The 22,582-nt window shown below is 66.0% G+C and carries 21 protein-coding genes; 12 read left to right on the top strand and 9 right to left on the bottom strand.

Annotated elements, in window-relative coordinates:
• Positions 1 to 31: 31 nt before the first annotated feature.
• Positions 32 to 364 carry a preprotein translocase subunit YajC gene (gene yajC, locus GOQ09_RS25190; protein WP_126748582.1) on the bottom strand — a complete coding sequence of 111 codons (333 nt, stop codon included), beginning with the start codon at positions 362 to 364 and terminating at the stop codon, positions 32 to 34.
• A gap of 259 nt (positions 365 to 623) precedes the next feature.
• On the bottom strand, positions 624 to 4,232 hold the full coding sequence (locus GOQ09_RS25195; RefSeq protein WP_157616376.1) for an indolepyruvate ferredoxin oxidoreductase family protein: 3,609 nt from the start codon (positions 4,230 to 4,232) through the stop codon (positions 624 to 626).
• A gap of 176 nt (positions 4,233 to 4,408) precedes the next feature.
• Between GOQ09_RS25195 and GOQ09_RS25200 the strand changes: the two genes are divergently transcribed.
• From GOQ09_RS25200 to GOQ09_RS25255, 12 genes are all read left to right on the top strand, one after another.
• Positions 4,409 to 4,885 carry an Lrp/AsnC family transcriptional regulator gene (locus GOQ09_RS25200; RefSeq protein WP_157616377.1) on the top strand — a complete coding sequence of 159 codons (477 nt, stop codon included), beginning with the start codon at positions 4,409 to 4,411 and terminating at the stop codon, positions 4,883 to 4,885.
• 95 nt (positions 4,886 to 4,980) lie between these two features.
• Positions 4,981 to 5,739 carry a basic amino acid ABC transporter substrate-binding protein gene (locus GOQ09_RS25205; RefSeq protein ID WP_157616378.1) on the top strand — a complete coding sequence of 253 codons (759 nt, stop codon included), beginning with the start codon at positions 4,981 to 4,983 and terminating at the stop codon, positions 5,737 to 5,739.
• A gap of 38 nt (positions 5,740 to 5,777) precedes the next feature.
• Positions 5,778 to 6,548 carry an amino acid ABC transporter permease gene (locus GOQ09_RS25210; protein WP_157616379.1) on the top strand — a complete coding sequence of 257 codons (771 nt, stop codon included), beginning with the start codon at positions 5,778 to 5,780 and terminating at the stop codon, positions 6,546 to 6,548.
• Between the two features lie 15 nt (positions 6,549 to 6,563).
• Positions 6,564 to 8,192 carry an MFS transporter gene (locus tag GOQ09_RS25215; RefSeq protein ID WP_157616380.1) on the top strand — a complete coding sequence of 543 codons (1,629 nt, stop codon included), beginning with the start codon at positions 6,564 to 6,566 and terminating at the stop codon, positions 8,190 to 8,192.
• Between the two features lie 145 nt (positions 8,193 to 8,337).
• Positions 8,338 to 9,159, top strand: a complete 822-nt coding sequence (locus GOQ09_RS25220; RefSeq protein WP_157616381.1) for a creatininase family protein — start codon at positions 8,338 to 8,340, stop codon at positions 9,157 to 9,159.
• The gene (locus GOQ09_RS25225; RefSeq protein ID WP_431769290.1) at positions 9,156 to 9,944 is read left to right on the top strand and encodes an ABC transporter ATP-binding protein; all 789 of its coding nucleotides are present in this window, start codon (positions 9,156 to 9,158) and stop codon (positions 9,942 to 9,944) included. The genes GOQ09_RS25220 and GOQ09_RS25225 overlap by 4 nt, the downstream gene beginning before the upstream one ends.
• Positions 9,928 to 10,821 (top strand): ABC transporter permease, encoded by an 894-nt coding sequence (locus tag GOQ09_RS25230; RefSeq protein WP_207309901.1) that lies wholly within the window; start codon positions 9,928 to 9,930, stop codon positions 10,819 to 10,821. Before GOQ09_RS25225 ends, GOQ09_RS25230 begins: the two co-directional genes overlap by 17 nt.
• A gap of 4 nt (positions 10,822 to 10,825) precedes the next feature.
• Positions 10,826 to 12,190, top strand: coding sequence for an FAD-binding oxidoreductase (locus GOQ09_RS25235; RefSeq protein ID WP_157616382.1), 1,365 nt, complete (start codon positions 10,826 to 10,828; stop codon positions 12,188 to 12,190).
• A 262-nt stretch (positions 12,191 to 12,452) separates the two neighbouring features.
• Positions 12,453 to 13,481: an ABC transporter substrate-binding protein gene (locus GOQ09_RS25240; protein ID WP_157616383.1), complete on the top strand. Its 1,029-nt coding sequence runs from the start codon at positions 12,453 to 12,455 to the stop codon at positions 13,479 to 13,481.
• Positions 13,482 to 13,627: 146 nt separating this feature from the next.
• Complete coding sequence (locus GOQ09_RS25245; RefSeq protein WP_157616384.1) at positions 13,628 to 14,218, top strand: NAD(P)H-dependent oxidoreductase; 591 nt, start codon at positions 13,628 to 13,630, stop codon at positions 14,216 to 14,218.
• 17 nt (positions 14,219 to 14,235) lie between these two features.
• Entirely contained in the window at positions 14,236 to 15,207 is a 972-nt protein-coding gene (locus tag GOQ09_RS25250; protein ID WP_157616385.1) for a PDR/VanB family oxidoreductase, read from the top strand.
• Positions 15,204 to 15,875: a TetR family transcriptional regulator C-terminal domain-containing protein gene (locus GOQ09_RS25255; RefSeq protein WP_242630936.1), complete on the top strand. Its 672-nt coding sequence runs from the start codon at positions 15,204 to 15,206 to the stop codon at positions 15,873 to 15,875. The genes GOQ09_RS25250 and GOQ09_RS25255 overlap by 4 nt, the downstream gene beginning before the upstream one ends.
• Here the strand turns inward: GOQ09_RS25255 and GOQ09_RS25260 are convergent.
• From GOQ09_RS25260 to ltnD, 7 genes are all read right to left on the bottom strand, one after another.
• On the bottom strand, positions 15,868 to 16,335 hold the full coding sequence (locus GOQ09_RS25260; RefSeq protein WP_055807648.1) for a RidA family protein: 468 nt from the start codon (positions 16,333 to 16,335) through the stop codon (positions 15,868 to 15,870). The two genes, GOQ09_RS25255 and GOQ09_RS25260, sit on opposite strands and share 8 nt — an antisense overlap.
• The gene (locus tag GOQ09_RS25265; protein ID WP_157616386.1) at positions 16,332 to 17,528 is read right to left on the bottom strand and encodes an amidohydrolase family protein; all 1,197 of its coding nucleotides are present in this window, start codon (positions 17,526 to 17,528) and stop codon (positions 16,332 to 16,334) included. The genes GOQ09_RS25260 and GOQ09_RS25265 overlap by 4 nt, the downstream gene beginning before the upstream one ends.
• A complete protein-coding gene (gene otnI, locus GOQ09_RS25270) occupies positions 17,525 to 18,343 on the bottom strand; it encodes a 2-oxo-tetronate isomerase (protein WP_157616387.1) in 819 nt (272 codons plus the stop codon). The genes GOQ09_RS25265 and otnI overlap by 4 nt, the downstream gene beginning before the upstream one ends.
• A 16-nt stretch (positions 18,344 to 18,359) precedes the next feature.
• Positions 18,360 to 19,028, bottom strand: a complete 669-nt coding sequence (locus GOQ09_RS25275; RefSeq protein WP_157616388.1) for an aldolase — start codon at positions 19,026 to 19,028, stop codon at positions 18,360 to 18,362.
• Positions 19,029 to 19,336: 308 nt separating this feature from the next.
• Positions 19,337 to 20,608 (bottom strand): 3-oxo-tetronate kinase, encoded by a 1,272-nt coding sequence (gene otnK / locus GOQ09_RS25280; RefSeq protein ID WP_157616389.1) that lies wholly within the window; start codon positions 20,606 to 20,608, stop codon positions 19,337 to 19,339.
• Positions 20,609 to 20,611: 3 nt separating this feature from the next.
• Entirely contained in the window at positions 20,612 to 21,631 is a 1,020-nt protein-coding gene (denD, locus tag GOQ09_RS25285) for a D-erythronate dehydrogenase (protein ID WP_157616390.1), read from the bottom strand.
• Between the two features lie 18 nt (positions 21,632 to 21,649).
• Positions 21,650 to 22,576 (bottom strand): L-threonate dehydrogenase, encoded by a 927-nt coding sequence (ltnD, locus tag GOQ09_RS25290; protein WP_157616391.1) that lies wholly within the window; start codon positions 22,574 to 22,576, stop codon positions 21,650 to 21,652.
• Positions 22,577 to 22,582: the final 6 nt, after the last annotated feature.

Here is a 22,582-nt window from a genome sequence, read left to right on the forward strand (position 1 = left end):
AAAGCGCAAGGCCGGGCCACGCATTTATTGCTTACTTGACGGCGCCCTTGGGCAAGACCTGGACCACAGCGCTGCGCTGGATCTTGATCTCCACGCCATTGGCGATCTCGAGGCCGAGGTACTGGTCGCCGAGCGAGGTGATCTTGCCGAGCACGCCGCCGGCCGTTGCCACCTCGTCACCCTTGGCGAGCGCCTCGATCATGGCGCGGGCTTCTTTCTGGCGCTTCATTTGCGGACGGATCATCACGAAATACAGCACCACGAACATCAGCACGAGGGGCAGCATGCTCCCGAGCGAGGACAACATGTCGCCACCGCCGGAAGCAGCGGGCGCGGTTTGGGCGAAAGCAGAGGAAATGAACAAGAGAGTCTCCAGCAGAGAGAAGAGGAATGTCAGAAGCGCGGAACGGGCCCGCGGTTCCGCGGCCCCGTGGAAAAGGCCGCGAGTCAGAGCGTGAAGCGGCATCGGCCGCGCACAGCAGCGGGCATTGTATTCGTGGCAATGCCCTGCTCCGCGCGCTTATCCGGCGCGCCGGGCAGGGCTTTCCAGGGCTTGTGGCGCGCCTCTGGCGCTATCTTTTCGGGAGCAAAGCGCAGCCACAGGCCGGCTGCCCCCTAAAAAATCAGGCTGCCGCGCGCTGCGCCGATTGCGGGTTGCGCCACTTGGCGAGCAATTCACTCCAGCGGGTGCGGGCCGCAGCCAGGTTGCGCTCCTTCACGTGGCCGTAGCCGCGAATCTGCTCGGGCAGGCTGGCAATCTCCAGCGCCAGCGCGTGGTTCTCGGCGCGCAGGCCGGAAATCACCTCTTCGATGCTCGCGCGGTATTCGCCGATGAGCGCGCGCTCGGTCTTGCGCTCTTCGGTGCGGCCGAAGATGTCCAGGGCCGTGCCACGCAGGCCCTTGAGCCGGGCCAGCAGCCTGAAGCCGGAGAGCATCCACGCGCCAAATTGCTGCTTCTGCAGCTCGCCCTTGGAGTTTTTCTTCGCGATGATGGGCGGCGCAAGGTGGTAGTTGAGCTTGAAGTCCTTGCCCATCTCGCCCTCGAACATGCCCTCGACCCGGTCCAGGAAGCTGCGGTCGGTGTGCAGGCGCGCCACTTCGTATTCGTCCTTGTACGCCATGAGCTTGAACAGGTACCGCGCGACCGTTTCGGTCAGCGCGGTCTTGCCCAGCGCCGATTCGGCCTGCTGCACCTTGCCCACGAACTGCCGGTATTCGTCGGCATACGCCGCGTTCTGGTAGCCCGTCAGAAATTCAGCCCGGCGCGCCACGAGGCTTTCGACGGTTTCACGCTTCTTGAACTCGATGACCTGGCCGGGGCGAACGCGCTTTTGAAGCGCGCCCGGGTTGACGGCCGCCTGGCGGCCCCACGCAAAGGCGGTCTTGTTGTTCTCGACCGCCACGGCGTTGAGTTCGATGGCGCGCAGCAGCGACTCGAGCGCCAGCGGGATCCAGCCCTTTTGCCAGGCAAAGCCCAGCAGCATCGGGTTGGCGTAGAGGCTGTCGCCCATCAGCGTGGTGGCGGCCGCGTCCGCATCGAAGGTGCCGAGCGCATCGGTGCCCACGACGCGTGCGATCTGGTTCGCGCAATCGTCTTGCGGATTGACCCAGTTGGCGTTGCGCACAAAGGCGGCGGTGGGCGTGCTGTGCGTGTTGAGCGCCACGTGCGTGCGCCCTTCGCGCATGCGCGCCAGGGTTTCGGCATTCACCGCCACCAACGGATCGGCCGCAAGAATGAGGTCGGCCGCGGCGGTGCCGACGCGGGTGGTGCGGATCGCGTCCTGCGATTCGCCGATGAGCGCATGGCTCCACGTGGCGCCGCCCTTTTGTGCAAGGCCGGCCGCATCCTGCGTGACGATGCCCTTGCCCTCGATGTGCGCCGCCATGCCCAGCAGCTGGCCGATGGTGATGACGCCCGTGCCGCCGACACCGGCCACCACGATGCCCCACACCTGATCGCGGGCCAGCACCGGCACGGCCGGGTCGGGCAGCGCGCCGAGTTCGAGCGGCGTATCGGCCTTGTTCTTGGCCTTCTTCTTGAGCTGGCCGCCTTCGACGGTGACGAAGCTCGGGCAGAAGCCCTTCAGGCAGCTCATGTCCTTGTTGCAGCTGCTCTGGTTGATGGTGCGCTTGCGGCCGAATTCGGTTTCGAGCGGCTCGACCGACAGGCAGTTGCTCTTCACGCTGCAATCGCCGCAGCCTTCGCAGACCAGGTCGTTGATGACCACGCGCTTGGCCGGGTCGACAGCCGTGCCCCGCTTGCGGCGGCGGCGCTTCTCTGTGGCGCAGGTCTGGTCGTAGATGATGGCGGTGGTGCCGGCAATCTCGCGGAACTCGCGCTGGATGTCGTCCAGCAAGTCGCGGTGCTTCACTGCCACGTGGTCGCCGGGGATGTTCACGCCCTCGTACTTCTCGGGCTCGTCGGTCACGATGACGACCTTCTTCGCGCCTTCGGCATGCAGGCTTTCGGCAATCTGCAGCACCGAGTGGCCCTCGGGCCGCTCGCCGACCTGCTGGCCGCCGGTCATGGCCACCGCGTCGTTGTAGAGGATCTTGTAGGTGATGTTCACGCCCGCGGCAATGCTCTGGCGAATGGCGAGCAGGCCACTGTGGAAGTAGGTGCCGTCGCCCAGGTTCGCGAAGATGTGCTGGTCGGTGGTGAAAGGCTGCTGGCCCACCCACGGCACGCCCTCGCCGCCCATCTGCGTGAAGCCGATGGTGGAGCGGTCCATCCAGGTGGCCATGAAGTGGCAGCCAATGCCACCCATCGCGCGCGAACCCTCGGGCACCACCGTGCTGGTGTTGTGCGGGCAGCCCGAGCAGAACCACGGCTGGCGATCGGCGCCTTGCACGCCGCCCACCTTGAGCGCTTCCATCGAGCGCTCCTTGGCTTCGAGAATGGCCATTTGCGCGTCGATGCGCGCACGCATGTCGGCGCCGGCCTGCTCCAGGATGCCCAGCTTGCGCAGGCGCTGGGCAATGGCCTTGGCAATGAGCGCGGGGTTCAGGTCGGCATTGGCGCGCAGCAGCGTGTTGGCGGTGGGGTTGGGCATGGCCCATTCGCCGCCGGAAAAATCACCGTCGAGCTCGTTGAACTTGCCGAGCACGTTGGGCCGCACGTCGGCGCGCCAGTTGTAGAGCTCTTCCTTCAGCTGGTATTCGATGACCTGGCGCTTTTCTTCGACCACCAGGATTTCCTGCAGGCCGGTGGCAAAGTCGCGCGTCAGCTGCGCCTCCAGGGGCCACACCACGCCCACCTTGTGCAGCCGGATGCCGAGCTGGCGGCAGGTCGCGTCGTCCAGGCCGAGGTCGATCAGCGCTTGGCGGGTGTCGTTGTATGCCTTGCCGCTGGCCATGATGCCGAAGCGGTCGTTCGGCCCCTCGATCACGTTGTGGTTGAGCCGGTTGGCGCGGATGTACGCCAGCGCGGCATACCACTTGTAGTGCATGAGCCGCGCTTCCTGCTCGAGCGCGTGGTCGGGCCAGCGGATGTGCAGGCCGCCGGGCGGCATCTGGAAATCGGTGGGAATGACGATCTCGACGCGGTCCGGATCGATCATGGCCGTGGCGCTCGACTCGACGATTTCCTGGATCGTCTTCATGCCCGACCAGATGCCCGAGAAGCGGCTCATCGCAAAGGCGTGAATGCCCAGGTCCAATATTTCTTGCACGTTGGCCGGAAAGAACACCGGCGTGCCGCAGGCCTTGAAGATGTGGTCGCTCTGGTGCGCGGCCGTGCTGCTCTTCGAAATATGGTCGTCGCCCGCCACCGCAATCACGCCGCCCCATTCGGTGGTGCCGGCCATGTTGGCGTGCTTGAAGACGTCGGAGCAGCGGTCCACGCCCGGGCCCTTGCCGTACCAGATGCCGAAGACGCCGTCGAACTTGTTGGTGCCCGCGGGCGAGAAGCCCAGCTGCTGGGTGCCCCAGAGCGCCGTGGCGGCGAGTTCTTCGTTCACGCCGGGCTGGAAGACGATGTTCTGTTCCTTCAGGAATTTGCTGGCCTTCCATAGCGCCTGGTCGTAGCCGCCGAGCGGAGAGCCGCGGTAGCCGCTGATGAAGCCCGCGGTGTTCTTGCCGGCCTGCTGGTCGCGCAGCCGCTGCAGCATGGGCAGCTTGACCAGCGCCTGCACCCCGCTCATGAAGGCCCGGCCGTAATCGAGGCTGTATTTGTCGTCGAGCGTGACGGTTTCCAGCGCCTTGCGGATGTGCTCGGGCAGCGGTGCATTCATGTGTCTGTCTCCGTTGGCAGGGCCTGATGGGCCTGGCTGATTGGCTATGGGTCTGTGCCCGGTAGGGCGCGAGCCCATGATCACGCAAAGTGTATGCCGGGGCCAGCGACAGGTGTTTGCGTTCTTCGCCCAAAAAAACCACCTTTCAGAAAGAATCTTGCTTAACATCGAGCGTTATGGAAAGCATTGACAAGTTCGACCTTGCAATCCTGCAAGAACTGCAGGCCGACGGCCGCCTGACGAATGCCGAGCTTGCGCAGCGCGTAGGCCTTTCGGCCGCACCCTGCTGGCGCCGGGTGCGCGCGCTGGAAGAAGCCGGCTTCATCAAGGGCTATCACGCCGAGATCGACCGCCACAAGATCGGGCTCGGCGTGCTCGCCTTCGTACGGGTGGACACCGAACGCGTCACCCACGACGCCACCCAGCAACTCGAGGACTCCATCCGCAAGCTGCCCGAGGTGGTGGCCTGCCACTACATCAGCGGCACCGGCACCTTCGAGCTGCAGGTGGTGGCGCAGGACCTCGACAGCTTCTCGGCCTTCGCGCGGCGCCACCTGATGAACCTGCCCAACGTGAAAGACCTTCACACCAGCTTCTCGCTGGGGGAGGTGAAGGCCAGCAGCGCCTGGCCGCTCGGGCACTTGGCACGCTAGTGCAGCCTGGACGCTTGGCACGCTAGCTGCAACCTAGAATTCCCGCCCACCACAGACACATGCCGCCCCCTTGGCGGACAAGAGGAAGAAGCTCCATGAACTCCATCCGCCGCACCCTGGCGCTCGGCCTTGCCGCCGCCACGCTCGCCTTTGGCGCCCAGGCACAGAACCGCGAACTCACCGTGGCCTCCAGCGCCACCTATGCGCCTTTCGCTTTCGAGAACAAGGACAAGCAGATCGTAGGCTTCGACATCGACATCATCAATGCCATTGCCAAGCAGCAGGGCCTGAAGATCAAGGTGGTCAACACGCCGTTCACCGGCATCTTCGGCGCGCTCAACAACGGCGACGTCGACCTCGTGATCTCGGGCGTCACCATCAACGACAAGCGCAAGCAGAGCTACGACTTCACGCCGCCCTACTTTGCGGCGCGCCAGCTCATCGCACTGCCGAAGAACAGCACGGTCGCGTCGCTGAAGGACCTCGCCGGCAAGAAGATTGCCGTCGTGAGCGCCTCCACCGCCGACGACATCGCCTCGCGCGAGTTCGGCAAGACCAGCCCCAACATCCGCCGCTTCGAGAGCACGCCGCTCATCATTTCGGAGTTGGCCGGCGGCGGTGTCGATGCCGCCATGGGCGACAACGGCGTGATCGCCTACCGCGTGGCGCAAAACCCCGATCTCAAGACCATCGACGACAAGTCCTTTCCTGAAGAGGGCTTCGGCATCGTGGTGAAGAAGGGCGACAAGGCGCTGCTCGACAAGCTCACGGCCGGGCTGGCTGCGATTCGCGCCGACGGCAGCTACAACACGATCTACAAGAAGTGGTTCAACAAGGACCCGAACGCCCGATGAGCAGCAGCACGTCCGGCCCGGGCGCAAGGGAGCACTAGATGGAACAGCCGATCCTGTTGTTCGGATGGTTCCGCTGGGACATCCTGGTCGAATACAAGGACCTGTTCTGGCAAGGCGCCTGGATGACTCTGCGCATGACCGTGGTGTGCGTGCTGCTGGGCGCAAGCTGGGGCCTGTGCCTGGCACTCGCCCGGCTCGCCCAGCCGCGCCATGCGCCGTGGACCTGGGTGGCGCGGTTCTTCCTGCGCTGGCCGGCGACGGTGTACGTGAGCTTCTTCCGCGGCACGCCGCTCTTCGTGCAGATCCTGCTGATTCACTTCGCCGTGATGCCGGTGTTCATTCACCCGAGCACGGGCCTCCTGATCGATGGCGACCTGGCGCGCACGCTCAAGCAGGAACATGGCGCGCTCATTTCGGGGGTGGTGGCGCTCACGCTCAATTCGGCGGCCTACATCTCCGAAGTGTTCCGCGCCGGCATCCAGTCGATCTCGCGCGGGCAGTTCGATGCCGGCCGGTCGATCGGCTTCACGCCCGCGCAGGTCATGCGCTATGTGGTGCTGCCGCAGGCCTTTCGCCGCATGCTGCCGCCGCTGGGCAACAACGCGATCGCGCTGCTGAAGGACACCTCGCTGGTCTCGGCCATCGGCCTGGCCGAGTTGGCCTACGCCGCACGCACGGTGGCGGGCGCCTATGCGCGCTACTGGGAGCCGTACCTTGCGATTTCGGTGGTGTACTGGGTGATGACGCTCGTGCTCACCACGATGCTGCGGCGGCTCGAACACCGCCTGGCGCGCAGCGACAGGGGATAGGCACAATCGGGCGACATGCCACCGATTTCCCCCGAAGAGACACCTGTTCCCCCCGCGCGGCCGCAGCCGCCGAAGTTCGCGGCGCTGGAGCCGCTCAAGCTGCCCGTGTTCCGCATGCTGTGGAGCACCTGGCTCATCGCCAACATCTGCATGTGGATGAGCGACGTGGCGGCGGCGTGGATGATGACTTCGCTGACCACCTCGCCCATCTGGGTGGCGCTGGTGCAATCGGCCTCCACCTTGCCGGTGTTCCTGCTGGGCCTGCCCAGCGGGGCGCTGGCCGACATCCTGGACCGTCGGCGCTGGCTGGTGGCCACGCAGTTCTGGCTGGCGGGCACGGCCATCGTGCTGTGCGCGGCCATTGCGCTGGACATGATGACCGCGCCGCTTTTGCTGGCGCTCACTTTCGCCAACGGCATCGGCCTGGCGCTGCGCTGGCCGGTGTTCTCGGCCATCGTGCCCGAGCTGGTGCCGCGGCCGCAGCTGCCGGCGGCGCTGGGCCTGAACGGCATTGCGATGAACGCCTCGCGCATCATCGGCCCGCTCACGGCCGGCATGCTGATTGCCAGCGCGGGCAGCGTCTGGGTGTTTGCGCTCAATGCGGTGCTGTCGGTGGCCTCGGGCTTCGTGGTGCTGCGCTGGCGGCGCGAGCACAAGCCCAATCCGCTGGGGCGCGAGCGGCTCATCAGCGCGATGCGCGTGGGCGTGCAGTTCGTGTGGCAGTCGCAGCGCATGCGGGCCGTGCTCTCTCGCATCACGATCTTCTTTTTTCACTCCACAGCGCTGCTCGCGATGCTGCCGCTCCTGGCGCGCAACCTCGAGGGTGGCGGCGCCGGTACCTTCACGCTGCTGCTGGCGGCCATGGGTTCGGGCGCGATCGTCGCGGTGCTGTTCCTGCCGCGGCTGCGCCAGGCGCTGGGTCGCGACCAGCTGGTGCTGCGCGGCACGATGCTGCAATCGCTTGCAACCGCGGTCATGGCCTTTGCGCCCAACGCGTGGGTGGCGGTGCCCGCCATGTTCTTCGGCGGCATGGCCTGGATCACCGTGGCCAATTCGCTCTCGGTGTCGGCGCAGCTGGCGCTGCCCGACTGGGTGCGCGCACGCGGCATGTCGACCTACCAGATGGCCATCATGGGCGCGAGCGCGATCGGCGCGGCGCTGTGGGGCCAGGTGGCCACCGTCACCAACCTGCGCTCCAGCCTCGAAATTGCCGCGGCGAGCGGCACGCTGATGATGCTCGCGGCGCTGCGCTGGGTAACCGACGTCTCGGGAGAAGAAGCCGACATGAGCCCGGCGCGCGCCGGCTGGGCGGCGGGCCCGCCAGCGGAAACGCCCGAAGAAAACGGCCGCGTGGTCATCACCATCGAGTACATGATCGATCCGGCACGCGCGGCGGCCTTCCACCTGGTGATGCACCAGACCCGCCGCGCGCGGCTCGGGCAGGGCGCCATCGGCTGGGAACTGCTGCACGACATCTCGGAGCCCGGCCGCTACGTGGAAGAAATCGTCGACGAAAGCTGGACCGACCACCTGCGCCGCTTCAACCGCGCCACGGCCGCCGACATGGCCTTGCGCGAACGGCGGTTGGCGTTTCACATCGGCGAGTCGCCGCCCGTGGTGACGCGCTATGTGGTCAAGCGCTGAATCCGACCGGGCGCTTTGGTTTGCGGCAGCTGTTATTCGGGTGATCGGCCCGTCTGGGTAACTACCGATCCATCTTTTTTTGACCGATTGGATAATTTAGCTCATCATCCCGCCCTGATTGCCCGTCACCACGAGGTACGCCACGATGAATCCGGTCCCCCTGCGCAGCCGCTTCTGGTCCGACCTGACCAGCGAAGAGTTCTCCCGCCTCGACCGTGAACGGCTCATTGCCGTGCTGCCGGTGGGCGCCACCGAACAGCACGGCCCCCATCTGCCGATGTCGACCGACACCGCCACCATCGACGGCATGGTGCGCGCCACCCTCCCGCACCTGCCGGACGACCTGCCGGTGCTTTTTCTCCCCACCGTGCCCTACGGCAAGAGCAACGAGCACTCGCGCTATCCCGGCACGCTCACCGTGTCCGCGAACACGCTGATCTCGCTGTGGAAGGATATCGGCGCCTGCGTTGCAAAGGCCGGCGTGCGCAAGCTGGTGCTCTACAACAGCCACGGCGGCCAGATGAGCGTGATGGACATCGTGGCGCGAGACCTGCGCGAGGAGCACGACATGATGGTCGTGGCCGCCAACTGGTACACGCTGGGCCTGCCCGAGGGCCTGTTCAGTGCGCACGAGGGCAAGCACGGCATTCATGCGGGCGACCTCGAAAGCTCGGTGATGCTGCACCTCACGCCCGACTACGTGCGCCGCGATCAGTTCCAGAACTTCAGTTCGATGACCGAGCAGTTGGCCGCTGAAAACAAGTTTCTCTCGATCACTCCGAGCGGCAAGCTCGGCTGGCAGATGCACGACATCAACCCTTCGGGCGCCGCCGGCGATGCCACGCGCGCCACGGCCGAGAAGGGCGCCGCGGTGCTCGACCACGTGGGCCGGCGCTTCGTCGAACTGCTGCACGAAGTCGACCGCTTTCCACTCTCGCGCCTTGCCAACGAGCCCGCCTGGAAATGAGCTCCACCGCCACCCCGCCGCTGGTCAGCCTGCGCCACGTCAGCAAGCGTTTTGCCAACGGCACGCTCGCATTGCAAGGCATGACGCTCGACATCGGCGAGCACGACTTCATCAGCTTTCTCGGCCCCTCGGGCTGCGGCAAGAGCACCGCGCTCAGGCTCATCGCCGGGCTCACCCGGCTCAGCTCGGGCGACATGCACTGGTCCGGCGCCAACACCGGAAAGACACAAAGCGACCGCGACCTGGGCTTCGTGTTCCAGGAGCCCACGCTCATGCCGTGGGCCAAGGTGTTCGACAACGTGTGGCTGCCGCTCAAGCTGGCCGGCATGAGCCGCGATGCGGCCGCGCCGGTGGTGCAGCAGGTGCTGGAGATGGTCGGCCTTTCGCGCTTTGCCGACGTGTACCCGCGCGAACTCTCGGGCGGCATGAAGATGCGCGTGTCGATTGCGCGCGCGTTGGTCACGCATCCGCGCCTGCTGCTGATGGACGAGCCCTTTGCCGCGCTCGACGAAATGACGCGCATCAAGCTCAACAACGACCTGCTCGCCATATGGCGCGAGCACCGCTTCTCGGTGGTGTTCGTCACGCACAGCGTGTACGAGTCGGTGTATCTCTCCAACCGCATCGTGGTGATGGCGGCTCGGCCCGGCCGGGTGATCGACGAGATCCGCATCGACGAGCCGTATCCGCGCGGCGAAGAGTTCCGCACCTCGAGCCGCTACAACGCGCACTGCACGGCGGTGTCGCAATCCCTGCACGGAGCGCTGCATGACGTCGATCACTGAGCCCGTGGTGCCGACGGCCGAGGTGGCGGCGGACCCGGCCGACGCGGCGCCGTCGGAAGCAATGCTGCGCGCGCATGAAGACAAACTGCGCCGGCGCGATTCGGTGCTGCGCATCGTGGTGCCGGCGGCCATCGTCATTGCGCTGCTGCTGGCATGGGAATGGATGGTGCGCGCCAACAACATTCCACACTACATACTGCCCGCGCCTTCGCTCATCCTGCGCACGCTGTTCGACAACTGGGCGTCGCTTTCAAGCGCGCTGTGGTTCACGGTCAAGCTCACGCTGCTGGCGCTCGCCGCGGCCATCGTCGGCGGCGTGCTGCTGGCCATTGCGTTCGCGCTCTTCAAGTGGGTGGAGATCGGCCTTTTCCCAATCGCCGTGATCCTGCAGGTGACGCCGATCATCGCGATTGCGCCGCTGATATTGATCTATGTGTCGAGCACCACCGCGGCGCTGTTGCTCTGCGCCTGGATCGTGGCTTTCTTTCCCATCCTGTCGAACACCGTCGTCGGCCTGAAAAGCGCCGACAGCAATCTGCGCGACCTGTTCCAGCTCTACAAGGCCTCGCCCTGGCAGACCTTCCGCTACCTGCTCGCGCCCAGTGCATTGCCGTACTTCATGGCCGGCCTGAAGATTGCCGGCGGGCTGAGCCTGATCGGCGCGGTGGTGGCGGAATTCACGGCCGGCACGGCGGGCAAGGAAACCGGGCTGGCTTCGCGCATTCTCGAATCGAGCTTTCGCACCGAGATCCCGATGATGTTCGCGGCGCTGCTTTTGGTGTCGCTGCTCGGTATCGTGATCTTCATCGTGTTTGCCGCGCTGTCGCGCCTTGTGCTTGGCCATTGGCACGAGAGCGAAATGCGCCGTGAACGCTAGCACCATGGCAGCGCAAGTCGACTGGGACGCCGTGCGCGAAGACCTGCGCGGCCTCAATGTCATCACCGCTCCAGCCCAGCGCAAGCAGCTCTCGAAAGACTTCTACTGGTACAGCCCCATCCTCACCGCGCAGCTCGCGGGCTGCGTGGCCGACCTCGTGGTAAAGGTCAGCACCGAGGACGACGTGCGACAGGCCGCCGCCGTGGCCGCCAAGTGGAAGCTGCCGCTCACCGTGCGCGCCGGGGGCACCGGTAACTACGGCCAGTGCGTGCCGCTCGAAGGCGGCATCGTGCTCGACGTGACGCAGATGTGCCGCGTGCTCGACATCCAGCCAGGCCGCATGCGCGTGGAAGCTGGTGCGCGCATGCACGACATCGATCTTGCCGCGCGCGAGACGGGTCAGGCGCTGCGCATGTGGCCGTCGACCTGGCATGTGGCCAGCATCGGCGGCTTCATCGCGGGCGGCTTCGGCGGCATCGGCTCGTTCCGCCACGGCATCCTGCGCGACCCGGGCAACCTGCTGCGCGCGCGCGTGATGACGGTGGAGCGCGAACCGCGCATCATCGAACTGCACGGCGACGAGATCCAGCAGGTGCACCACGCCTACGGCACCAACGGCGTGATCCTCGACGTGGAGGTGGCGCTGAGCCCGGCGGTCGAGTGGGTGCACTGCACGGTGCTGTTCGACACGTACCGCGGCGCACTCCACTTCGGCATCGCGGCGCAGGCGCCAACGCTCGACATCTTTTTGCTCTCGACCGTCGAAGCGCGCTTTTCGCCCTACTACACGGCCATGCGCGACCGCTTTCCGCCCGATCGGCATGCGTTATTCGCCATGGTCTCGCCCGAATCGATGGCGGATTTCCGCGCACTCGCCAATGCGCACCGCGGCACGATCTCCGTCGCCGGCACCGAGGCCGAGCTGCTCGCCGACGGCCTGCCGCCCGCCTACGAATGCGCGTTCAACCACACGACCCTGCAGGCGCTGAAGGCCGACCGCAGCTGGACCTATCTGCAAGTCGCCTACGCTCAACCCTTCGACCCGGCAGTTGTCGAGCGCCATCTGCAAATCTTCGGTGACGACGTTCTGCAGCACCAGGACTTTGCGCGCGCCGGCGGCGAATGCGGCACCTTCGGCATCCTGCTTGTGCGATGGAAGGGCGAGGCGCACCAGTACGAAGTGATTCGCGAGATCGAATCGCAGGGCGGCTGCCAGATCTTCAACCCCCATGTCTTCACCATCGAGGACGGCGGAATGAAGACCATCGACACCCAGCAGATCGAATTCAAGAAGCGCAGCGATCCGATGGGTTTGATGAACCCTGGAAAGACGCGCGGCTGGACTCCCGATATGGCTGTCGAGCGTTGAGATGACGGCCCGCTTTGTCGTTCGTTGTGTTGGTTTTCGCGGCTGCTGTTCGGGGCGCGCACCCAGAGCGTGCCCAAGTGCACAGGGCATCGGGTGCTCCGCGCAGCGAAATAAAGGAGGAGCCGAAGGCGGGGGACATTCGCGGAGGGGAGTACCCGGTGGCCTTTGCACAAGCCCTGAACACGGCGCCCAAAAAGTTGTTCCGTCACATCGCCGCTGACATGAAAATCCAACGCAGCATTCAACACAGGAGTCCACCGCCATGCGCATTCCCGCTCTGACCATCCGTCCGCTTGCTCTAGCCCTCGCCCTCGCGGCTGCCGCTTTCGCCGCACAGGCGCAGGAAAAAGTGGTGTTCGCCACCAACTGGAAAGCACAAGCCGGCCACGGCGGCTTCTACCAGGCGCTGGTGGACGGCACCTACAAGAAGTACGGCCTCGACGTCGACATTCAGCAGGGCGGCCCCATGGTCAACAACCGGCCGATGCTGCCGGCCGGCAAGGTCGATTTTCTGATGACCGGCAACCTGCTGCAGTCCTTCGATAACGTGAAGAACGGCGTGCCCACGGTGGTGGTGGCGGCCTTCTTCCAGAAAGATCCGCAGGCCATGTTCGCGCACCCGGGCCAGGGTTTCGACACCTTCAAGGACATGACCAAGGCGACCGTCGCCTTCATCGGCAAGGACGGCCAGTTCAGCTTCTGGCAATGGATGAAGTCCGAGCACGGCTTCAAGGATTCGCAGCTCAAGCCCTACACCTTCAACGTGGGCCCGTTCCTCGCCGACAAGAAATCGATTCAGCAGGGCTACGCCATCTCCGAGCCGCTGTCGATCAAGGCGCAGGCCGGCTTCGATCCGGTAGTGCAGCTGCTGGCCGACAACGGCTTTTCGACCTACTCGACCACCATCGAGACGCGCGCCGACCTCGTCAAGACCAAGCCAGAGACCGTGCGCAAGTTTGTCGAGGCCTCGATCATCGGCTGGAACAACTATCTCTATGGCGACAACAAGGCAGCCAACGAGATGATCGCCAAGATCAACCCCGACTCGCCCGTGGCCGCATCGCAAGGCTCCATCGAACTCATGAAGAAGATGGGCATCGTCGACAGCGGCGAATCGCTCACCAAGGGCATCGGCGCAATGGACGAAGCACGCGTGAAAGACTTCTACGACAAGATGGTGAAGGCCGGTTTGTACAAACCCGGCGAGATCGACCTCTCGAAGGTCGTGACCACGCAGTTCGTCAACAAGGGCGTCGGACTCGACGTCCGCAAGAAGCTCGCCGGCAAGTAACGGGCGCGCGCTTTTTTCCCGCGGGCCGCGCGGGGCTTGCGCCGGGGTCAGATGCCGGCGCCTGGGTTGCCATAAGGCACTGCGCGGCTCTTTGTTCCCTGGGCTCTGACCCCGTCTCGCCGACAGGCGAACCGGCCCTCTCTTTCATGAAAACGCTCGTCGTCCACTGCCATCCGAACCCTGAAAGTTTCAACCACGCGCTCTACCGCACAGCCCTTGCGGCGCTGGAGCCGCGGCACCCCGTGAAGGCCATCGATCTGTATGCCGAGGGCTTCGACCCGACGCTCACGCGCGAAGAGCGCATCGCCTATCTGGACAACCCCGATCTCATCCGCGAACGCGTGAAGCCCCATGTCGAAGCGCTGCTGTGGGCCGAGCACCTGGTGTTCGTCTATCCCACCTGGTTTCATGGACCACCGTCGATGCTCAAGGGCTGGCTAGAACGCGTATGGCTGCCGGGCGTTGCATTCCTCCCCGCGGAGCGCAAGGGGCAGGTTGCGAAGTCGGGCATGCGGCACATCCGGCGATTGACGGTGGTGACCACGGGCGGATCGCCGCGATGGTTTGTGATGGTCATCGGCGACCCGGGCCGGCGGCTCTTCACGCGCGCGCTGCGGGCGCTGTTCGCGTGGCGCTGCAAGGTCACTTGGCTGCAGCTGCACGACATGAACGCAGTCACCGAGCGCGACCGCATCCACTTCATCGAACGCGTTTCGCGCAAGCTGCAGAGCATCTAGCCACGGAGACACACACCATGAGCCTCGAACGCACGCTCACTGTCCGCGTCGAACGCATCTTGCGCGAGACGCCGGAAATCCTGGCTTTCGAGCTGGCTCATCCGTGGGGCCGCGCGCTGCCGGGCTACGAGGCCGGCGCGCATATCGACGTGCACATGCCCGGCGGGTTTTCGCGCCAATATTCGCTGGCGCGATGGTCTTCGGATGCGGCGTCGAACGCCGCCTCGTACGTGATCGGCGTGAAGCGCGAGGCCCAAAGCCGCGGCGGCTCGGCCTCGATGCACGAGCGCGTGCGCGAGGGCGACCTGCTGGCCATCAGCGCACCGCGCAACACCTTTCCGCTGCGCGAAGCGGCCACGCGGCACTTGCTGCTGGCGGGCGGCATCGGCATGACGCCGCTGCTGGCCATGGCGCAGGCGCTTGCCGCACGCGGCGCGGACTTCACGTTTTGCGTGTTCGCGCGCAGCGAAGAGCACCTGGCGTTTGCAGGCGCACTGCATTCACTGGCGCTGGCACCGCACCTGCGGCTGCACCTGGACCAGGGCAATGCCTCGCAGCGCATCGACTTGCGCGCGCTGCTGGCCGCGCGCGCACCCGGCACGCACCTCTACGTCTGCGGGCCCGGGGGATTCATGAAGGCGGTGCGCGAAGCGGCTGCGCACTGGCCCGAAGACGCGCTGCATGCCGAGTACTTTGCTGCGCCGGCCGATGCGAACACCAGCACCGGCCTGCCCTTCATGCTGAAGCTCGCGCAGCGCGGCATCACGGTGCCGGTTGCGGCGGACCAGACCGCCGTCGATGCGTTGCATGAAGTCGGCATCGATATTCCGGTGTCGTGCCAGCAGGGTCTGTGCGGTACCTGCGTGGTCGAAGGAGACGGCGAAGGCGCGGAGCACCGCGATTTCTGCCTTACCGGCACCGAGCGCCGCACGAAGGTGGCCTTGTGCTGCTCGCGCGCCAGGGGCCAGGAACTGGTACTGCAGCTGTGAATGCGCGCGCCGCCATCGGCACCACCGACGAAAGCATCGGCGAGACGCCCGCCACGCGCGGCCGCTCGCGCAAGTACACGCAGGTGCTCGGCGTCATCAACCAGGCCGCGATCGAGGTGTTTGCCAGCGAAGGTCTGGCCGGGGCATCAACCCAGGCGATTGCCGACAAGGCCGGGCTTTCGAAGGCGCAGCTGCACTACTACATCGACAGCAAGGAAGCGCTGTACCGGCAGATCCTGCAGGACATCCTCAACGACTGGATCGTGGTGTTCGGCTTTGCGGACGAGGCCTTCGGCCCGCGCAAGGTGCTGGGCGATCTGATCCACCGCAAGATGGTGTTCTCGTTCGAGCACCCGCTGCGCTCACGCATCTTCACGGCCGAGATGATGCGCGGCGCGCCGGTGCTCAACACCATGATGGACACGAGCAAGCAGCGCACCGACCAGGCCGCCGCCGTGATCCAGAACTGGATGAACCAGGGCCTGATGGACAAGGCCGACCCGATGCTGGTGCTGTTCCACATCTGGGCAGTGACGCAGTTCTATGCCGACCACGCCACGCAGGCCGCGTACTTTCGCAACGTTGCGCAGGAGGGCGACGACAGGGACCGGCGCTACCTGATCGAGCAGGTGACCGAATTCCTGCTGAAGGGCGCGGGGGTCAAATAGGGCGGTGCTGCGGCAGGTACATGGTGGCTTCCACTTCCACCAGCACCTCGTCGCCCGGCAGGAAGCGCGACACCTCGACCACCGTGCTCACCGGCGGCTCGCCCGGATAGAACAGCCCGCGCACGCGGTTGTAGAACGCATAGTGCGGCAGATGCCGAAAGTACTGCACCAGCTTGACCACGTCCTCCATGGTGCCGCCATGCTCGGCAGCGATCTGGCGGATGCGTTCGAGCACGAACCAGCTCTGCGCCACGATGGGTGCTTCGAAAATGTCGACCGACATCTGGCCCGTGGCATAGCCCACGCCCTGCAAGGCCGTGCGGGCTTCTTCAGGAATGGCGTCGTAGCCGGCCACGGCGCGCCGCGTGGCCGGATCGACCGCGACCACGCCGCTCATGAAGACGAAATCCCCCACGCGCTTGGCGGCGGCGTAGTTGGCCATTGGCTTGCCCATGCTCATTGTGTTTTCTCCAGAATCTGACCGGCACGGATCACGGTGCGTTGGCGCCCGCGCGGGCCGATGAGCTCATACTCATCGGTCGCCGAAAGCAGCACCAGGTCGGCGGGACAGCCCGGTGCAATGCGTCCGTCCCACGCAAGGCCGAGCGCCTTCGCGGGGCTGACCGTGATCGCATCGAACCATTCACCCGCGGGCGCGAGGTGCGCCATTTGCACGCCAAGGCCAAAGGTTTCCAGAAGATCGTAGCTGCCATAGGGATAGAAGGAGTCCTGCACGTTGTCCGTTGCCAGGCTCACACGCAAGCCCCGTGCCGCCGCCTCGTGGATGCGCGTGATGCCGCGCTGCACAGGCGTGCGGTCCCAGGCACCTTGAAGGTAGAGATTGGTGGTCGGCAGCGCGACGATGTGAAGGCCCGCCCCGGCGCACAGCGCCAGCGTTTCGTTGGCCACCGCATCGTCCTGCACGGCCAGCGAGCAGCAGTGGCCGCAGACCACGCTGCGCCGGAACTCGCGCGCACGCATCAGCTGCGCAATGCTGCGCAAGCCGCTCGCGTCGGCATCGAGACCTTCGTCGACATGAAAGTCGAGGCCCAGCCCGTGGTCTTGCGCCAGGTCGAACACGCGGCCCAGCTTGTGCACGAGACCTTCGTTGCGATAGACGAACGCACCGAGCGTGCCGCCCGCGCGTTTTACCTCGCGCGCGATGCGCTCGCCGGCGTCGAGGTCCGCAAACAGATCCAGCGGAGTGAGAGAAACGAACTGCAGCTCGATGCGGCCGCGCCACTCATGGCGCAAGGCCTCGAACACGGCGAGCGCGGCCGGCGGCTCTGCCTGCACCCAGTCGATGTGCGTGCGCAGCGCGCGCGTGCCCGATTGCCAGGCGTCCTGCAATGCGCGCTCCATGCGCGGACGCAGCGCTTCGCCGGTCCAGCCCGCGCGGTGCTTGTCCATGCGCTCGATGGCCGCGAACAGGTTGCCCTCGGCCGCGCCGACTTCCTGCACGGTGTAGTTCTTGTCGATGTGCGCATGCGCCTCGACCAGCGCACTCAGCAAGGTGCCACGCGCGCTCGACTGCAATGCGCTCGGCACGACGGCCTGCACGCGGCCTCCGGCCAGCGTGACATCGAAAACCTGCGCATCACCCGCGGCAAAGCCCCGCAGCCGCGTCGGAATGCGCACGGACTCGAGCTTCATGCGCGCTGCTGCAGTGCCCGCAGCCAGCCCAGGCCGGCCGAAGTGCCGCCGGGTTCCATGCCGCGGCTGGGCCGGTATTCGCAGCCGATCCAGCCCTGCCAGCCGCACTGCGCCGAGACTTCGTCGATCAGGTCGAACAGGTACGGATAGTTCTGCTCGCCGATGTCGGGCTCGTGGCGCTCCGGCACGCCGGCAATCTGGATGTGGCCCACGCGGCCGGTCGGCAGGTACTTGCGGATTTTCATGGCCACGTCGCCCTCGACGATCTGGCAGTGGTACAGGTCCATCTGCACCTTGAGGTTGGGCGCGCCGACCATGTCGATGATTTCGTGCGCATGGTCTTGCCGGTTGAGAAAGAAGCGCGGTATGTCGCGCGTGTTGATCGGCTCGATCAGCACGTCGCGGCCGGCCTTGGCGGCTTCGGCCGCGGCCCAGCGCAGGTTGTCTACGTACACGGGCTGCACGGCTTCGCGTTCCAGGCCCTCGGGCACCAGGCCCGCCATGATGTGGATGCGCGGGCAGTCGAGCGCCACAGCGTAGTCGACGGCCTTGGCAATGCCTTCGCGAAACTCCGCGTCGCGGCCCGGCAGGCAGGCAAGGCCCCGCTCGCCGCCGTCCCAGTTGCCCGGGGGGCCGTTGAAGAGCACCTGCTGCAGGCCGTTGTGCTTCAGGCGGGCAGCAATCTCGTTGCGGTCGTAGGCGTAGGGGAACAGATATTCGACAGCCCTGAAGCCGTCTTTTGCGGCGGCTTCGAAGCGGTCAAGAAAGTCGAGCTCCGGATAGAGCATCGAGAGGTTGGCTGCAAATTGAGGCATGGGGTGCTTTTTACTATTACCAGCGCGCACCGAAAGTGCGGCGCAGTTCGTCGATCTGTTCATCGCTCAGCGGTTGGGGTTTGGCCGTGCCGGTGAGCAGATGGAGCCTTGCGGTTTCTTCGAGTTCCTCGAGCACGGCCATTGCCGAGCCGGGCGTCTCGTGCCACACATTGGGTCCGAGGCGTTCGAGCATCACGGCGCGAATCGGTGTGCCGGCCGCGCCGTGGCGCTCGATGGCTTGCGCCACCAGCTCGGCTGCTTCGGGCGCGCCGGGGCGGTGATAGGGAATGAGCGGCACGTGGCCGACCTTCATCACAAAGTAAGGTGTGAGCGCGGGCAGGAGTTCGTCGCCTTTTACGGCGAGCGTGAGCGCAACGCAGTGCGTGCTGTGCGTGTGGATGACGCATGCCGTGCCTGCATCGAATTTGCGGGCTGCCGCATAGATGCGTGTGTGCAGGGCGATGGTCTTGCTGGCTCGATCGCCTGCGGTCTGGTTGCCTTGCGCGTCGAGCCTGGCCAAGCGTGCCGGATCGAGAACGCCGAGGCAGGCATCGGTCGGCGTAATGAGAAAGCCGCCGTCGTCGAGCCGTACGCTGATGTTGCCTGCTGTCGCATGCACATAGCCGCGTTCGAAAAGGCTTTGGCCTACGCGGCAGATTTCTTCTCTGGCCTGGGTTTCGTTCATGTCGCTTTTCCGCGCTTTGTGTTGCGCTGTTCAGGGCTTGTGCCCAGGCCACCGGGTACTCCCCTCCGCGAATGTCCCCCGGGGCTGCGCCCCTCCTCCTTTATTTCGCTGCGCGGAGCACCCGATGCCCTGTGCACTTGGGCACGCTCTGGGTGCACCGCCGATCAACGACCGCTCTGGATAACGCACCCGCTGGCGGGGTGCCTTGCGCAGCGAAATAAAGGAGGAGGCCGCAGGCCGGGGGACATTCGCGGAGAAAGGCACCCCGTCGGCGGGTGCGCACCCAGAACAAGTACCCGGCATGCAATTCATGCCAACACTGTAAATGCCTTGGTGAAGAAATCGTCCCCCCCAAAATTGCCAGACTTGAGCGCAATGTGCACCGACGTGCCTTCCGCCACATCGGTGCGCGCATGGCACCACGGCACGCCCGGATCGATCTGCGGACCGATCTGCATCTGCGCAATGCCCAGCGCCTGCACGCATGCGCCGGAGGTTTCGCCGCCCGCCACCACGAGCTGGCGAACACCGCGTTCGACCAGGCCGCGCGCGACGGCGGCAATGGTGCGCTCGACCATGGCACCGGCCTCTTCGACGCCTAGGCGGCCCTGCACCGACTTGACGGCACCCGCCTCGGCTGTGGAATAGACCAGCACTGGTTGCTTGTCGACGAGCGGTGTTGCCCACGCCAGGGTTTCGGTCGCCACGTCGACGCCTGCGGCAATGCGCAGCGGATCGATGGCCAGTGCCGCGCCGCCGCGCTGGATGAAGTCGAGCACCTGGCGATTGGTGGCCAACGAGCAGCTGCCTGACACCACGGCGCGCAATCCGGCCGCATCTGGCAGTGCGCTGGCTTGCGACGACGGCGCAAGGCCGAAGTTGGCGGGCAGGCCGATTGCCACGCCCGAGCCGGCGGTGACCAGCGGCATCTTGGCAATGGCCGGGCCGAGCCGCAGCAGGTCGTTGTTCGACACTGCATCGACGATGGCGATCGACACGCCTTCGCCTTTCAGCTGTTCGATGCGCTCCGAAATGGCCGGCGCACCGCGCCCGACCACCGTATGGTCGATGAGCCCTACCTTGCGCTTGCATTGCGCCTGCAGCACGCGCACCAGGTTCGGGTCGGTCATGGGCGTGAGCGGATGGTTCTGCATGCCGCTCTCGTTGAGCAGCACGTCGCCTGCGAACAGGTAGCCCTTGAAAACGGTTCGCTTGTTGTCGGGGAAGGCTGGCGTCGCGATGGTGAAGTCGCAGCCGAGCGCGTCCATGAGCGCTTCGGTCACCGGGCCGATGTTGCCCTGCGGCGTGCTGTCGAACGTGGAGCAGTACTTGAAGTAGATCTGCTGCGCGCCCTGGGCCTGCAGCCATCGCAGCGCGGCCAGCGACTGCTCGATGGCTTCGGCCGGAGCGATGGTGCGCGACTTGAGCGCGACCACGACGGCGTCGACTTCCGCATCGAGCGGCGTGGCGGGCACGCCGATGGCCTGCACGACGCGCATGCCGGCGCGCACGAGGTTGTTGGCCAGGTCGGTGGCACCGGTGAAGTCGTCGGCAATGCAGCCGAGCAGCAGCTTGGGCATCGATCAGTCCTTTGCTGCCACAGCGAGCTTTACCGCCTGCGGGTTCTCGCGCACGTAGTCGCGCAAGATGGCGTCGAAGCTCGCATCGGCCTTCAGGCCCAGCGCCTCGGCGCGCGCCGCGTGAATGCGGCTGGGCCAGCTGGTCACGATCTTCGCGATGTTCGCATCGGGCTCCCAGTCGATCAGCGACGTGGCCTCTTTGCCGGCGATGCGCTCCAGCGCATCTGCCATTTCGCGCACGGTGGTCGTCAAGGCGGGCAGGTTGACCGCGGTGCGCGCGCCCCACTCGGCAGCGCTGGCCGTGGCCGCGCGGATGATGCCCGCGACGGTGTTGCCGGGCGATGCGAGGGCAACGGCTGTGTCGGGCGCCACGGGGCAACGCGCGCGCTCGCCGGCCAGCGGCTCGCGCAACATGCCGCTCAAGAAGCTGGAGGCCGCGCCGTTGGGCCGGCCGGGCCGCACCGACACCGTCATGAGCCGCACGTTGCGGCCCTGCACGAAGCCCTTGCGCGTGAAGTCGGCCACGAGCTGCTCGCCGATGAACTTCTGGATGCCGTAGCTGTTCTGCGGCCTCGGCAGCGTGGTGTCTTCGATCAGCTCGGGCAGTCGCTGCTCGGGCGAATCGCCGAAGACCGCCACCGAGCTGGAGAACACGAACACCGGCGCGTGGCCCGCGCGGCGGCACGCTTCGAGCAGCGCGCGCGTGGTGTCCAGGTTGCTGCGCATGCCCAGGTCGAAGTCGGCCTCGCATTCGCCGCTCACGGCGGCGGCAAGGTGGAACACGGCGTGCGTGTCGGCCAACGGCAGCACACCGCTCACGGCCTGCTCGTAGAGGTCGCCTTGCACAAAGTGCACGCGGCCATCGGCTTGCAGGTCTGCGGGAGGCGGCGCGCGGTCGGCCAGCGTGATGCGCGCGACGGGCTGGACCACACCGCCGGCCAATGCCAGCGGGCCGCCCGCGAGCAGCGTGCGCGCGAGCCGCGCACCGACAAAACCGCAACCTCCGGTGATGAGAATATTCATGATGCTTGTCTTCCTTGTTCAGGCTTTCTTGTCGGCAGCCGGCAGTTCGATGCCGGGAAAAATCTTGATGACCGCGCTGTCGTCTTCGCGCGCAAAACCCGCGGTAGACGCCTGCATGAACATCTGGTGCGCGGTGGACGAGAGCGGCAGCGGAAACTTGCTGGCGCGCGCCACGTCGAGCACCAGGCCCAGGTCCTTCACGAAGATGTCTACGGCCGAGAGCGGCGTGTAGTCGCCCGCCAGCACGTGCGCCATGCGGTTCTCGAACATCCAGCTGTTGCCCGCGCTGTGCGTGATCACCTCGTACAGCGCCGCCGGGTCCACGCCTTCGCGCAGGCCCAGCGCCATGGCCTCGGCCGCCGCGGCAATGTGCACGCCGGCCAGCAACTGGTTGATGACCTTGACCTTGCTGCCCGCACCCGCGCGGTCTCCAAGACGATAAACCTTGGCCGCCATGGCGTCGAGCACGGCACCGGCTTTTTCATAGGCGGCGGGCGTGCCGGCGGTCATCATCGTCATCTGGCCGCTCGCGGCCTTGGCGGCGCCGCCGGAGATCGGCGCGTCCAGGTACAGGATGCCCTGCGCGGCCAGGCGCGCCTCGAGCGCGACCGACCAGTTTGGATCGACCGTGGAGCACATCACGAACAGGCTGCCGGGCTTCATCGACGCCGCGCAGCCGGGTGTGGTGCCGTCGCCGAACAGCACCGACTCGGTCTGCGCCGCATTGACCACCACGGAAACGACGATGTCGCACTGCGCGCCGAGCGCGGCCAGCGTGTCGCAGGCCACGCCGCCGTTGCGCGCAAAGGCGTGGGCCACGTCCAGGCGCACGTCGAACACGTGCGGCTCGTAGCCCGCGCGGCGCAGCGAGTGCGCCATGCCGCTGCCCATGGCGCCAAGGCCCACCAGGCCGACCACGGGTGTGTTGTGGGTGTTGGAAGTCATGTCAGA

This window comes from Variovorax paradoxus (assembly GCF_009755665.1).
GTDB lineage: Bacteria > Pseudomonadota > Gammaproteobacteria > Burkholderiales > Burkholderiaceae_C > Variovorax > Variovorax paradoxus_G.

What these genes read in the sequence shown, in the direction of transcription:
- GOQ09_RS25195 (WP_157616376.1), bottom strand. Translation starts at nt 4,232, where the DNA reads ATGAATGCACCGCTGCCCGAGCACATCCGCAAGGCGCTGGAAACCGTC.
- GOQ09_RS25200 (WP_157616377.1), top strand. Translation starts at nt 4,409, where the DNA reads ATGGAAAGCATTGACAAGTTCGACCTTGCAATCCTGCAAGAACTGCAG.
- GOQ09_RS25205 (WP_157616378.1), top strand. Translation starts at nt 4,981, where the DNA reads ATGAACTCCATCCGCCGCACCCTGGCGCTCGGCCTTGCCGCCGCCACG.
- GOQ09_RS25210 (WP_157616379.1), top strand. Translation starts at nt 5,778, where the DNA reads ATGGAACAGCCGATCCTGTTGTTCGGATGGTTCCGCTGGGACATCCTG.
- GOQ09_RS25215 (WP_157616380.1), top strand. Translation starts at nt 6,564, where the DNA reads ATGCCACCGATTTCCCCCGAAGAGACACCTGTTCCCCCCGCGCGGCCG.
- GOQ09_RS25220 (WP_157616381.1), top strand. Translation starts at nt 8,338, where the DNA reads ATGAATCCGGTCCCCCTGCGCAGCCGCTTCTGGTCCGACCTGACCAGC.
- GOQ09_RS25225 (WP_431769290.1), top strand. Translation starts at nt 9,156, where the DNA reads ATGAGCTCCACCGCCACCCCGCCGCTGGTCAGCCTGCGCCACGTCAGC.
- GOQ09_RS25230 (WP_207309901.1), top strand. Translation starts at nt 9,928, where the DNA reads ATGACGTCGATCACTGAGCCCGTGGTGCCGACGGCCGAGGTGGCGGCG.
- GOQ09_RS25235 (WP_157616382.1), top strand. Translation starts at nt 10,826, where the DNA reads ATGGCAGCGCAAGTCGACTGGGACGCCGTGCGCGAAGACCTGCGCGGC.
- GOQ09_RS25240 (WP_157616383.1), top strand. Translation starts at nt 12,453, where the DNA reads ATGCGCATTCCCGCTCTGACCATCCGTCCGCTTGCTCTAGCCCTCGCC.
- GOQ09_RS25245 (WP_157616384.1), top strand. Translation starts at nt 13,628, where the DNA reads ATGAAAACGCTCGTCGTCCACTGCCATCCGAACCCTGAAAGTTTCAAC.
- GOQ09_RS25250 (WP_157616385.1), top strand. Translation starts at nt 14,236, where the DNA reads ATGAGCCTCGAACGCACGCTCACTGTCCGCGTCGAACGCATCTTGCGC.
- GOQ09_RS25260 (WP_055807648.1), bottom strand. Translation starts at nt 16,335, where the DNA reads ATGAGCATGGGCAAGCCAATGGCCAACTACGCCGCCGCCAAGCGCGTG.
- GOQ09_RS25265 (WP_157616386.1), bottom strand. Translation starts at nt 17,528, where the DNA reads ATGAAGCTCGAGTCCGTGCGCATTCCGACGCGGCTGCGGGGCTTTGCC.
- otnI (WP_157616387.1), bottom strand. Translation starts at nt 18,343, where the DNA reads ATGCCTCAATTTGCAGCCAACCTCTCGATGCTCTATCCGGAGCTCGAC.
- GOQ09_RS25275 (WP_157616388.1), bottom strand. Translation starts at nt 19,028, where the DNA reads ATGAACGAAACCCAGGCCAGAGAAGAAATCTGCCGCGTAGGCCAAAGC.
- otnK (WP_157616389.1), bottom strand. Translation starts at nt 20,608, where the DNA reads ATGCCCAAGCTGCTGCTCGGCTGCATTGCCGACGACTTCACCGGTGCC.
- denD (WP_157616390.1), bottom strand. Translation starts at nt 21,631, where the DNA reads ATGAATATTCTCATCACCGGAGGTTGCGGTTTTGTCGGTGCGCGGCTC.
- ltnD (WP_157616391.1), bottom strand. Translation starts at nt 22,576, where the DNA reads ATGACTTCCAACACCCACAACACACCCGTGGTCGGCCTGGTGGGCCTT.